The sequence below is a fragment of the Acidovorax sp. DW039 genome (assembly GCF_037101375.1).
GTDB lineage: Bacteria > Pseudomonadota > Gammaproteobacteria > Burkholderiales > Burkholderiaceae_C > Acidovorax.
In genome coordinates, this window is record NZ_AP029019.1 from 802,373 (window position 1) to 814,418 (window position 12,046).

General features: G+C 58.7%; 11 protein-coding genes. All 11 read left to right on the forward strand.

Annotation, left to right across the window (positions count from 1 at the left end; genetic code table 11):
• Window positions 1–354: 354 nt before the first annotated feature.
• Window positions 355–2,010: a type II secretion system ATPase GspE gene (gene gspE / locus AACH87_RS03655; protein WP_338798840.1), complete on the forward strand. Its 1,656-nt coding sequence runs from the start codon at window positions 355–357 to the stop codon at window positions 2,008–2,010.
• Complete coding sequence (locus AACH87_RS03660) at window positions 2,003–3,274, forward strand: type II secretion system F family protein (RefSeq protein ID WP_338797374.1); 1,272 nt, start codon at window positions 2,003–2,005, stop codon at window positions 3,272–3,274. The genes gspE and AACH87_RS03660 overlap by 8 nt, the downstream gene beginning before the upstream one ends.
• 128 nt (window positions 3,275–3,402) lie before the next feature.
• On the forward strand, window positions 3,403–3,810 hold the full coding sequence (gene gspG, locus AACH87_RS03665; RefSeq protein WP_338798841.1) for a type II secretion system major pseudopilin GspG: 408 nt from the start codon (window positions 3,403–3,405) through the stop codon (window positions 3,808–3,810).
• A 49-nt stretch (window positions 3,811–3,859) separates the two neighbouring features.
• Entirely contained in the window at window positions 3,860–4,342 is a 483-nt protein-coding gene (locus AACH87_RS03670) for a GspH/FimT family pseudopilin (protein ID WP_338797375.1), read from the forward strand.
• The gene (locus AACH87_RS03675; RefSeq protein WP_338797376.1) at window positions 4,339–4,758 is read left to right on the forward strand and encodes a type II secretion system protein; all 420 of its coding nucleotides are present in this window, start codon (window positions 4,339–4,341) and stop codon (window positions 4,756–4,758) included. The genes AACH87_RS03670 and AACH87_RS03675 overlap by 4 nt, the downstream gene beginning before the upstream one ends.
• A 26-nt stretch (window positions 4,759–4,784) precedes the next feature.
• Window positions 4,785–5,441 carry a prepilin-type N-terminal cleavage/methylation domain-containing protein gene (locus AACH87_RS03680; RefSeq protein WP_338797377.1) on the forward strand — a complete coding sequence of 219 codons (657 nt, stop codon included), beginning with the start codon at window positions 4,785–4,787 and terminating at the stop codon, window positions 5,439–5,441.
• Window positions 5,438–6,331: a type II secretion system protein GspK gene (locus tag AACH87_RS03685; protein WP_338797378.1), complete on the forward strand. Its 894-nt coding sequence runs from the start codon at window positions 5,438–5,440 to the stop codon at window positions 6,329–6,331. The genes AACH87_RS03680 and AACH87_RS03685 overlap by 4 nt, the downstream gene beginning before the upstream one ends.
• Before the next feature lie 5 nt (window positions 6,332–6,336).
• On the forward strand, window positions 6,337–7,785 hold the full coding sequence (locus tag AACH87_RS03690; RefSeq protein ID WP_338797380.1) for a PilN domain-containing protein: 1,449 nt from the start codon (window positions 6,337–6,339) through the stop codon (window positions 7,783–7,785).
• The gene (gene gspM, locus AACH87_RS03695) at window positions 7,782–8,342 is read left to right on the forward strand and encodes a type II secretion system protein GspM (RefSeq protein ID WP_338797381.1); all 561 of its coding nucleotides are present in this window, start codon (window positions 7,782–7,784) and stop codon (window positions 8,340–8,342) included. Before AACH87_RS03690 ends, gspM begins: the two co-directional genes overlap by 4 nt.
• Before the next feature lie 910 nt (window positions 8,343–9,252).
• The gene (gspD, locus tag AACH87_RS03700) at window positions 9,253–11,499 is read left to right on the forward strand and encodes a type II secretion system secretin GspD (RefSeq protein ID WP_338797382.1); all 2,247 of its coding nucleotides are present in this window, start codon (window positions 9,253–9,255) and stop codon (window positions 11,497–11,499) included.
• Between the two features lie 55 nt (window positions 11,500–11,554).
• Complete coding sequence (locus tag AACH87_RS03705; protein WP_338797383.1) at window positions 11,555–11,974, forward strand: hypothetical protein; 420 nt, start codon at window positions 11,555–11,557, stop codon at window positions 11,972–11,974.
• Window positions 11,975–12,046: the final 72 nt, after the last annotated feature.

Sequence of the window (12,046 nt, forward strand, 5' to 3'; positions counted from 1 at the left end):
GAAGGTAAAGTTTTGAAATTATGCCTAAATTGCGGTCTGGCGCTTTATCTATAAGCGCAAGCAGCTATCAAATTTATAGTAACTGGGGTGAGGCGCGGGAATCTGCTCCTCGTCAGGCGCTCACCTTTCGCGGGCGCCTTGGGTGGGCATGTCACGCTGGATCAGCGGGCGCGGCTACACTCTGGCCCTTCCGGGCTGCTGGTGCTTGCCTGATTTCTTCACGGTTGGGAAGACTCAGTGCCGAAATACCACGCCCGGTGATCCAGTGATCCATTGATCCGCATGACCCTCACAGAACCCACCTTTGCAAACCCCTCGTCCCAGCCCGCGCCTGAGCGCGAACGGCTGGGCGAAATGCTGGTCAAGGCCGGCAAGCTGTCGGCCCGTGATCTGGAGCGGGCGCTTTCTGCGCAGCAGGAACTGGGCAATCTGCTGGGGCAGGTGCTGATCCAGCTGGGGGTGGTGTCAGAGCTGGATGTGGCGCACACCCTGGCGCGCCAGCTCAACATTCCTTTTTTGACGGCAGACGCATTCCCGGCCGAATCGCCCGAAGTGCCGGGCTTGTTGCCAGAGTTCTTGCACACCAATTCGGTGTATCCCCTCTCGGTGGAGAACGGCGAGCTGGCCGTGGCCATGGCGCGGCCCCAGGATGCCTTTGTGCTCAAGGCCTTGCGCCTGTCCACCGGGCTGACCATACGGCCCCATCTGGCGTTGGAGGCAGACATTGAAAAAGCCCTGTCCGAGCCAGTGAGCGAGGAGGTCGAGGAGGAGTCCGACGACTTCGACACCGGCAGCGATGCGGGTGATTTTGTGGAGCACCTCAAGGACTTGGCCAGCGAAGCGCCGGTGATCCGCTTGGTCAATGCCATCGTCAGCCGCGTGATTGACATGCGCGCCTCCGATATCCACCTGGAGCCCTTTGACGACGGCCTGCATGTGCGCTACCGAGTGGACGGCGTCATCCACAACGCCGAGGTGGTGCCGCCCCGCCTGAGCGCCGCGGTCAATTCACGGGTCAAGCTGCTGGCGCACCTGGACATTGCCGAGCGCCGCCTGCCGCAAGACGGCCGCATCAAGATGCGGGTGAAGGGGCGCGAGCTGGACTTGCGTGTTTCCACCGTGCCCACCGTGCATGGCGAAAGCGTGGTGATGCGGGTGCTGGACCGGGCCAGTGTGCGCCTGAACCTGGAAAAAATGGGTTTCGAGGCCGACACGCTGGAGCGCTTCAACACCTTGCTGGCCAAGCCCCACGGCATTCTGCTCGTGACAGGGCCTACCGGTTCCGGTAAGACCACCACGCTGTATGCGGCGCTGGCCAAGCTGGACTCGACCAGCCAGAAAATCATCACCGTGGAAGACCCGGTGGAATACCAGCTTGAGGGCATCAACCAGATTCAGGTGCATGCCCAGATCAACCTGACCTTTGCCAATGCCCTGCGCTCCATCCTGCGGCAAGACCCGGACATCATCATGATCGGTGAAATGCGGGACGGCGAAACCGCGCAGATTGCGGTGCAGTCTGCCCTCACGGGCCACCTGGTGCTTTCAACCCTGCACACCAACACTGCAGCCGGGGCCATCATCCGGATGCAGGACATGGGGGTGGAGCGATACCTGATCACCTCCGCCGTCAATGGCGTACTGGCCCAGCGGCTGGTGCGCACGCTGTGCGAACACTGTAAAGAGCCCTACACCATGGAGCCTGCCTTGATGCAGGGCTCGGGCTTGGCGCGCTTTTGTAAGCCAGGCGCACAGGTCTATCGCCCCGTGGGGTGCGACCAGTGCCGCGGCTCTGGCTACAAGGGGCGTACAGGCATCCATGAGTTGCTGGTGCTGGACGAAGCCATGCGCCGTGCGGTGCTGGAAGGGCGCGACGCCAGCGTGCTGCACGGCATTGCCCTGCAATCGGGCATGCTCAGCCTGCATGAGGACGGCTTGCGCAAGGTGGCGGCGGGCATGACCACTCTGGACGAGTTGGCCCGGGTGACGCAGGACCAGTCCGATGCCTGATTTCTTCTGGCGCGCCGCCGCCGCAGACGGCAACGTGGTCACTGGGCGGCTGAGTGCCGTCAATGAAGTGGCCGCCATCCGCCAACTGCGTAGCCAGGGACTGACCCCGCTGGCCGTGCAGGATGCCGAGCAGGCCGCCCGCACGGGCATGGCCCAGGCCGTACAGACGGCGGCACCAGCCTCTGCAGGCGCGGGTTTTCGCCCTGCCAAGGTGCGGGTGGACAAAAGCCCCGTCAAATCCAAAGACGTGCTGGCATTCACTTCAGAGCTGGCCATCATGCTGCGGGCCGGGCTGGCACTGGACAACGCCCTGCGCGTGCTCATTGAGATGAGCTACAAGCCTGCGGTGGGCGAGTTGCTGCAGGGCATTCTGGAGGCCGTCAAAGGCGGCACGCCTCTGAGCCGCGCTTTGCAGGCGCATGCCGACCTGTTTGGTGATTTCTATATCAACATGGTTCGCTCCGGCGAGGCCAGCGGGCAGATGTCCGGTGTGCTGGACCGGTTGGTGGAACACCTGGAGCGCCAGCGCGCGCTGCGCGAGAGTGTGATCTCCGCCACCATCTACCCCGCCATTCTGGTCACCGTAGCCCTCATCTCGCTGGTGGTCATGCTGGGCTTTGTGGTGCCGCAGTTTGAAAAGCTGTTTGCCGAGATGGGCGACGCCCTGCCTGCGCCCACCCGCATCGTGATGGGGCTCGGCAAGGCTTTCACGCAATACGGGCTAGTCATCGGTATTGCTTCGGTGGGGCTGGGCTGGCTGGTGGCCCGCTGGTTGCGCTCTCCCTCGGGGCGTAGCTGGTGGCAGGCGCGCCTGTTGCGGCTTCCGCTGGTGGGAAGCATTGCGCTGAAATACCAGCTCACACTTTTCTCCCGCTCGCTGGGAACCCTGCTCGGCAATGGTGTTCCCATGCTCACGGCGTTGCACATCGCAACCGATACGGTGGGCAACGTTGTGCTGCAACAATCACTGGTGCGGGTCGCACCGATCGTCAAGGAGGGGGGAAGGGTTGTGCAAGCCATCCAGTCCACCGGAATTTTTGAGCCCCTGGCCATCAACCTGGTCCGTGTGGGCGAGGAAACGGGCCGCGTCGGGCCCATGATGCTGGAGCTGGCCGCCATTTTGAACCGTGAGGTTGAAACCGGCATCAAACGCCTGCTCACGCTGGTGGAGCCTGTGCTGATTCTGGTGCTGGGGGTGTTGATTGCCGCCATCATCGTGTCCATCCTGATGGGAATCCTCTCGGTCAACGACCTGGCTGTGTAGCCGGTGACGTTTTCTGCCGGAGCACTCCCGTTTTCCGTCTTTCATCTGTTTCACCTTTTCGTGCAAGGAGCCTTCTGATGGCAAACAAACTCGTTCAACGCATCCTGGGCCAAGCGCCACGCACCAGCATGCGCCGCTCCAAGGGCTTTACCCTGATTGAATTGCTGGTGGTGCTGGCCATCCTCACCATGCTGGCGGGCCTGGTGGGCCCCAAGGTGCTGAACCAGCTGGGTGGTGCCAAATCCAAAACGGCCAGCGTGCAGATTGCTGACCTGGACAAATCCCTCGAACTCTTCAAGCTGGATGTGGGCCGCTACCCCACCACCGAAGAAGGTCTGGACGCGCTGATGAAGCGCCCAGGCTCCGTCAACGGCTGGAACGGCCCCTACCTCAAAGGCGAACTGCCCAAAGACCCTTGGGGTAACGCCTATCGCTACGCTAATCTAGGCAATGGCAGCTTTGAAATTGTCTCGCTGGGCTCTGACGGTGCACCCGGCGGTGAAGGCGAGGCGGCGGATATCCGCAACAAGCCCTGATATCTGAATTGTTGGCGCTGGGCGGTTAGCCCCTGCCATCGGAACAGCCTTGTACGCGATCACCAGCTTTTCAGCCCCACACAAGGGCAGGCAAGGCGGCTTCACCTTGGTGGAGCTGCTGGTGGTGTTCGCCATCATGGCCCTGCTGGCTGCGCTGACGCCTCTGGCCTACGACCGCTTCAAATCGTCATCTGAGTACCGCGACACCGTCCGGACCATGATGGGGCAGATGCGCGCGGCGAGATTCAAGGCTATGACTGAGGGGCGGGAGATTCGGTTTGCGCTGGATCTGCAGCAGCGCTGGTATGGTATGGAGGGGACTGCGCCAAAGCCTCTGCCCGAGTCGCTGCAAGTGAAGGCCACCGTTGCGAGTGTGGAACTGGCTCCACAGGGGCAAGCATCTATCCGCTTTCTTCCTCAGGGTGGCGCTACAGGCGGAAGTATTGAAATCCTCCGTTCCACAGGAAATGGGACGAGGTTGCGTGTGGACTGGCTGTCAGGTCGCGTAACTCAAGAGGCTCTTCTTCCGTGACCGCAGGTAACTTGGCTCGTGTTGGGCAGCGTGGATTCACGGTGCTGGAGTTGCTGGTGGCTTTTGCCATCATGGCGATCTCTCTAGGCATGTTGTACCGCGCTGCTGGGGGCAGTGTGCGAGCAGTAGGGGGTATGGAAGCCTCCCAGCGAGCAACGATGCTGGCTGAGTCTTTGCTCGCTTCCCGTGATGCTGTGCCCGAAGGCGGGTGGAATGCCTCTGGCCAATCTGCTGGCTTTGACTGGCAGGTCAATTCAGCGCCTTTCCCCACCTCTGTCAATGGTCCTAATACAGTTCCGCTGCATGAAATCCGCGTGGTGGTGGCTTGGTCTGACGGCGTCAGGAATCAACAATTGGTTTTGACCACGATACGTCCCCAAAAGAAACCAGCCCCCGTAGCGGGAGGTCGGTTATGAACGGCTTGAGTCGTCGGAGCCATCCCTTGCTGATTACTCTGGGTGGGTTCACGCTGGTGGAAATGCTGGTCGTCATGACCCTTCTGTCGTTGCTTGTCCTTGCTTTGGGTTCTGCTCTACGTACGTCCGCACAGACGGAAGAGCGTGTTGATCTGAGGCTTGCTCGTAATGATGAACTGCGTATAGCCGCTGGTTTTCTTCAGTCGGTGCTGGGGCGTGTCTCTCTAGAGCGTCGGCGAGATCTTTCTTCTGTGGAAGAGAGTCCATTTCTCCTGCGTGCAACCGAGCAGGAGCTTGTCTGGGGCGGTGTCATGCCGCCTCGCTATGGCGTAGGCGGGCGCTATTTTTTTCGTCTGGCCCTTGTTGATGCAGGTGCAAATAAGGTGATCGCCCTTCAATTTGTGCCCTACGATCAGCCTGTATTACCTGTTTCATGGGCAAACGTGCCCGCTGAAGCGTTGGTAAACGATGTCACAGCCTTTAGCTTGCATTACCAGGACGCGGGCCAGGATGAGCCTATATGGATGCCTGTGTGGAGCTCCAAAGATCGTATGCCCACGCATGTGCAAATCAGCTGGGCTACGCCTAGTGGTGGGCTTCCTCCTTTAGTCATCGCTATGCGAGGGCTCATCGCTAGTGACCCATTCTCGGCAGGCCCTTCCTTCGGAGGAGGGGGGCGATGATGATCGGTACTGTAAGACGTCCGCGGTGTTTCCCAGTTGCTTTAAAGCTGCGGACGTCAAGGCGCGGCGTTATCCTGATTGCTGTGTTGTGGATCGTGATGGCCTTGTCCATCATTGTGACGGGCGTCACGCGCAGCGTGCGGGACGAAGCTCGCATGCTGGGCGCCGCGCGGCAGAGCGTTCAAGCTTGCGCTACGGGCGATGCCGCCATACAGATCGCTTTGCAAGAGTTGGCGGCGCAGCCACAACCACTCGATGGGCTGGTCAATACAGCAGTCCAGTATCGAGGCTCGGTGATTGGTGTCGAGGTCATGCCGTTGAATGGCTTGATCGATTTGAATGGCGCGCAGTTGCCGCTGTTGACCAAGTTGTTCACGGTGGCTGGGCAACTGCCTGTGGCTGGTGCTGAGCAACTGGCTCAGGCGGTGGTCGAATATCGCTCGCAACCTACACCACAAGGAGCGCGCCGTCGGTTTGAAGTGGCCGAAGACCTCCTTCGCATCCCTGGGGTGAATTACGACCTCTATGCTAGACTTTCGCGCCTTGTAACGGCTGATATACGCAGTTCTGGGGGCGTGAATCCCATGGCTGCGCCGCCCGAAGTGTTGGCCGTTCTCGCAGGTGGTAATTTGCAGTTGGCAGGTCAGATTGCGCGGCAGCGAGGTACTGGTCAGCCGGGCGTCGATATCTCGGGTCTTGATTCGTCCATGTTGAGTACCGGCCGTGTTCGGCGTTACCGGCTCACTGCCCGTGTACCTTTGCCAGAAGGCGGTGCCGTTCGTGTAGCGCGTTTTGTTGATCTCGCGCCCAGAGCCCAGGACGGAATGCCCTGGACTACATTTCACATACAGCGCGAGGTCGAGCCTATCGAGCATCGCCCTACATCCTGAAAGACATGCCTCTTATTTCATCTGATGCCCGTTTTCTGGGAGTCGATCTAGCTGTGCTCTGGCGCGATATGCGGGCGCCATGGCGGCGTATGCATCAGTGGCCCGTGTTCGAATGGCTGACTCCTCTGCCATATGTGCTTGTTGCCCGTGCGGACGGAAGCCAGCAGGTCTGGGAAGGCGACTTGCGTCCTTTTGCACCCGGGCATAAGGCATCTCCTCAGTTTTATGCGGTGGAGTTGCCTGACGACTATGCGTTGCGTCGAACCATGGCACTGCCCGAGATGACCATGGAAGACGCAGAAGCAGCCATGGCGCTTGAAGCCAAAACCAGCAGTCCATTTGACGCGAGTGATCTGGTTTGGGGGCATGGCTTTGTGCGTTCACTAGCTGGTGGTGGCAAGCAGATCGAACTGGCCATGGCTTCGCGCAAACAAGTGGCTCAGTTTTTAGCTGGCGCTCGCACGACAGAGCTGGCCCAAGGTCGACCGATCGAGTTGTGGGTCATGCCGTCGCAGGGGCTGCCGGTCGTACTCTCAGGTTACGGAGAAGCTGCACGTGCTTCTTATTGCACAAGGCGTCGCCGATGGGGTTATGCATTGTTGGCCTTACTCGGATTGGGTTTGATTGCGTTGGCAATCACTCCTACGCTCCAGTTGCGTTCGCGTGCGATCGAGGCGGTTCTCTCTTTTGATCAAGTCGTCCGCGCTGGGGCGCCTGCAGTGAAGCAGCGTGAGCAACTCATGGCTTCGGTGGATTCACTGACTGCTTTATCAGAACTCACCAATGGCCGTATCGAGCCTTTGAAAGTCCTGGACAAGCTGACCCAAACCTTGCCGGACGACACGGCCATACAGGGCATTAAGCTCCAGGGCAACAAACTCATCATGAATGGCCACACTGCCAATGCTTCGGCCTTGATGCAGTTGTTGGGTGAAGTGCCTGGCTTTAAAGAGGTCCGTTCTCCTGCTGCGACGACCAAGGTCGGCAACGGCAAAGAAACCTTTGCCGCTGAGTTGTTGCTTGACACCCAAGTGTACGGCGTGAAAAGCGCTCAACTTGAAGGCGTTGTTGCTGCGCCTGCCGTTCAATCGCCATCAGACACTTCAGCCACACCGCCTGTCGTGTCTACTGATCCCACGGCTGCCACCTCGCCCCAGCAGCCTGGCTCTGCACCTGTTGGTGCGGCCACAAGTCCGGCGCCCGTGCCGAGATCGGCTGGAGGGACGCCTGGTACCGCTGCTGCAGCGGCCGCCGCTATCACTGGATCAGCCGGAAAGGCAGGGATGCCAGCGGCCCAAGCGCCAGCCGCCAATGCTTCAGGTGCAAGGCCTTCATTTGGTGGTCGCCCTGCTTTTGGAGGTGGCGCAACAAAACCCGGTTCACCGGCTTCGGCCGCCGGAGGCAGCACTCCTGCTGCTTCCCCGGCATCAAGCGCAGCTGGAGATAAGTCGTGAACATTCAAAAAAATCGTCAGTTGTTGGCACTCGTTGTCAGCGTGGGGCTGCTGTTTGTTCCTGTCTTGTTGGCTGGGTTTTATGTGTACGACAAGCACCGTTGGGCATCTGCTCGATTGGCTGAGCTTGAGCCGCGACATGCACGCCTTGCGGGGCTTGCATCGCAAGAGCGCGACATTGCCGCAGTGCTGGAACAGGTGCAAAAGGCCGGTGAAAAATACGTATATCCCGCTAGCGTGGATGCCGCTCAAGCCGGGAACATGGCCCAGCAACGTATTCGCGAAATATTCTCTGCTGCCGGGTTGCAGATCAGCAGCAGCCAAGTCCTGCCTTCCAAGGCTGAAAAAGGCTTTGAGCGCATACCTCTATCAGTACGGGCTGAGGGGGATCTGCTGGCATTGCAAAGCGCTCTGGCTGTGCTTTCGAGTCAGCTGCCTCTTATGCTGGTGAGCGAAATGGACGTTCAGGTCATTGGAGGTCTGCAAAACGTGCAACAGACCGCGGCACCCCGACTGTCTGTGCAGTTTGTTTTTGGCGTGCTGAAGGGGGAGAAATGAGACGTCTCGCCATACCCCTTCTGGGCGCGCTCAACTTTACAGTCGTGATCGCATTGGCTTGGGCTTGGTGGTCGCCAGCCACGGGTATTCGCAATATCCATTGGGCAGCTCCCGAACCCATCAAGGTAGATTTGCAAACTTTGCTGCCACCTTTGCCAGGACCAGGCTTGGCAGATACGAGCCAGTTCGTCGCCATGCTGGATCGTCCGGTGTTTTCGCCTACGCGCCGTCCTCCGCCGCCACCTCCTCCTCCTAAGCCTGCTGAACCAGTCGACCGTTTTGCCCAGGCCAAACTTACTGGACTATATGAAGGCCAAGGTGTTGGCGGTGTCATCCTTAATTTAGATGGGAAAGACCGCAGAGTTGCCCTCAATAACGCCGTTGAGGGCTGGCGGCTGCAATCCGTTAGCACGGGACAAGCAAGCTTTTCGAAAGGTGGACAAACGCGGGTATTGGGTTTGACACGGGCTAGCTTGACGTCATACACGGGGGCCCCTCAGCAGAGTGTTGCGTCACCAGCTAGGGTGGCAGATTCAGTGCAGTCCCAGCCCGATGTCAACTCTGCGAAAAATCCGGTCTCTCCTGCAAGCAACGCAGCTGCTACGAGCGGCGCAGGGGGGGGCGGGGCTCCTGCGGTCCCTGCAACGCCTGCTCGTGCCTCTTTTGGTGGGCGTTCGGCTCGCCCCAATTCTTGATAGCCCCCTCAGGCATTAATTCATATTCAACGATGAAATCATCCCCTTACGTACTTGCAATCGCCCTCTGTACTTTGGGGCAGGGACTGCATGCACAGGTCGGTGCGACAGAGCAAGTGGCTCCATCAGCCCCTCCGGTGGCTGAGCCCTCTTCGCCCCCTGCGACCGCTGCGCCAAATGCAAAGCAAGACTCCATTGCAAACAGAGATGCCACCGTGCCTCCTGCAGCCACGGAAGGCAACCCAGCAGCTGCCCGTATTCTCAAAGGAACCGGCCAGGTAATTGCTCCACCAAAGCCTTCTCCTGCAATTCCAGGAACACCTGTTTCATTCCGGTTTGAAGAAGCACCGGTGGCAGAGGTCGTGCGCACCGTGCTGGGTGATATCTTGAAAGTGGACTATGTCATGCATCCCCCACTTCAAGGCACGGTGACTTTATCAACCCGGACACCGGTGACCCCTGATCAAGCGGTTTTCCTTTTGGAAAGCGCGCTGCAGGCCAACGGCCTTGCTTTGGTGAGAGACGCTCGCGGAACCTTTCATGCCGGACGGGCGGACGTACTGAAGAACTTTGGTGGCACCGTTCGTCAATTTGGCACACCGGGCAATCCGTCTATTCCGCCGGGGTTGGGCGTAGTTATCATTCCGCTTCAGTACATCGGTGCGGGCGAAATGGCATCCATTCTCAAGCCCATGGTGCCTCCAGAGGCGTTGGTCCGTGTCGATTCTGTACGCAATCTGCTGGTCATGATGGGTACGCGTACCCAGGCCGAAGGATGGATGGAACTCGTCAATACCTTTGATGTGGACTTGCTCAAAGGCATGTCTGTGGGGGTGTTCCCACTCAAACACGCCACGGTCAAAGAAGTAGAGGCCGCCCTCAGGTTGGTCAGCGGTGCCGCATCGCCTGCAGGCACAGCACCGGCAGCGGGGTCTGGTAATGCGGCTACTCAAACTCCAGCCACGATCGCATCAGTGCCCGGTGCGGCGGCAGCCGCAGGTGCCAGCATGTCTGCCCCAGCACTGAGTGAAAGCAGTCCTTTGTTTGGTGCACTGCGTGTGTTGCCTATCGAGCGTATCAACAGCATTTTGGTCGTTACGCCAAGAGCTTCTTATCTGGAAGAGGCGCGCCGCTGGATTGAGCGGATAGATCAACCAAGCGATGGTGGTTCAGAACCCCAACTCTTTGTCTATCAGGTCCAATATGGCAATGCTCGGCATCTCGCCTCAGTGCTTAGCGGGCTGTTTGGCGGTCAAGGTGCAGGGGCTTCTACAAGTGCCAACACGGGCGTAGCGCCAGGCTTGGGCGCGTCTACCGGCACGTCTTTTGGTCAGTCAGGCTTTTTGGGCGGGAACACATTCAGCGGAGGAACGACCGGATTGGGTGGCCTCAGCTCTGGAGTGAATAGCGCATCCAGAAGTGCCGCGAGTCTTGCCTCTGCATTTACGGGCGGTGGCGGTGTGGTGAACAGTCGTTCTAATCAAGCAAACACACAAGGTGCAGTCAGCGCCACGATCGGAAGCATCAGACTGGTTTCGGACGACCTCAATAACTCAGTGCTGGTATGGTCTACCCGTGCAGAATTCAATCGCATTGAAGCCACCCTGAAGAGGCTGGACCTTCCTCTGACCCAAGTGCTCATTGATGCCAGCATCATTGAAGTGACGTTGAATGATGACCTGCAATACGGCCTCAAGTGGGCATTTAGCGGAGATGCGCGGTCAGGCTACAGCGGGATCGGTTCCGTGGGTTCCGCAAGTGCAGTGAGTCAAGGGTTTTCTTACACCTTGCGCAATGCGGCGGGCATCACCAAAGCCACATTGACCGCTTTGGCTGAAAAATCTTTGGTCAAGATGCTTTCCAACCCGTCGTTGATGGTGCTGGACAACCATACCGCCACTATCGCGGTGGGGGACCAAATTCCTGTAAAAAGCTCTACCATCACTAATGACACCTCTGGTACCACCTCAACAACGATCCAGTACAAGGACACTGGTGTGAACTTGGCTGTGACACCATCCGTCACGGCGGGCAATATGGTGGCAATGCAAATTGATCAGACAGTGACCGACGCTGGCTCGCCAGACACAAAGACCACTGCGGGTGGCGGTGAGCGCCCCTTTCTGCAGCGCCAGATATCCAGCAAAGTGGCCGTCCGTTCGGGCGAATCCATCGTTCTTGGCGGTTTGATCAAAAATAACCAATCTTCAAAGAAGTCAGGTGTGCCTCTACTGCAGGATATTCCATTGGTGGGGAACCTCTTTACAGAAAAAGTCTCCACCGGCGTGCGCACAGAGTTGCTGGTCATCATTACGCCACGTGTGGTCAGGGCTGATGTAGAAATCAAAGAGGTCAGCGAAGACTTGCGTGAGCGGCTGAAGGGCTTGCGCGCGATAGAAGCGGACCTGCCCGCAAGGGGCGGCATAGCACCGACGGCACCACAGCCATCTGTAATGCAGTAATTTATTGTGGGCATGCACCCACTTCATACTTCTTTCAAAAGGAGACTTGGTGAAAATGTCACTAATTCAAGCTACTCGATCCACGTTTGTGGCCACAATGTCAGTTGCAGTGCTCATTTTGGCTGGCTGTGCCACCATGGGGGCAGCGCAACCTGAGGTCCAGGTCAAGCAGCGGGCTGAGGCCTACTGGAAGGCTCGCGCTGCTGGGCAGGCTGAACAGGCCTACGAGTTCACTACGCCCTCATACCGTAAGGTGCATACGTTTGACCAGTACAAAATGCAGTTCGGCAAAGGTGCCAGCATCAAGGGCGTGAGTGTGATCAAAGTCGACTGCGAGGCAGAAAAATGCACGGTTCGCACAAAAGTTGAGGCTGCACCCGCTTTAATGGGGGTAAGTGTGGGTACCATAGCAACGCACTTGGACGAGATCTGGCTGCTCGAGGACGGCCAATGGTGGCGCTACCAAGACATTTGACATTTGATGTGTTGGCGATTGCCCCCAACCGCATGACCCTGAGGAGAGAGATGAAAGCCATCTGAATCAACA

Coding starts and splice junctions, on each gene's coding strand:
- gspG (WP_338798841.1), top strand. CDS start 3,403: ATGCGCCGCTCCAAGGGCTTTACCCTGATTGAATTGCTGGTGGTGCTG.
- AACH87_RS03660 (WP_338797374.1), top strand. CDS start 2,003: ATGCCTGATTTCTTCTGGCGCGCCGCCGCCGCAGACGGCAACGTGGTC.
- AACH87_RS03705 (WP_338797383.1), top strand. CDS start 11,555: ATGTCACTAATTCAAGCTACTCGATCCACGTTTGTGGCCACAATGTCA.
- AACH87_RS03690 (WP_338797380.1), top strand. CDS start 6,337: ATGCCTCTTATTTCATCTGATGCCCGTTTTCTGGGAGTCGATCTAGCT.
- gspE (WP_338798840.1), top strand. CDS start 355: ATGCTGGTCAAGGCCGGCAAGCTGTCGGCCCGTGATCTGGAGCGGGCG.
- AACH87_RS03685 (WP_338797378.1), top strand. CDS start 5,438: ATGATGATCGGTACTGTAAGACGTCCGCGGTGTTTCCCAGTTGCTTTA.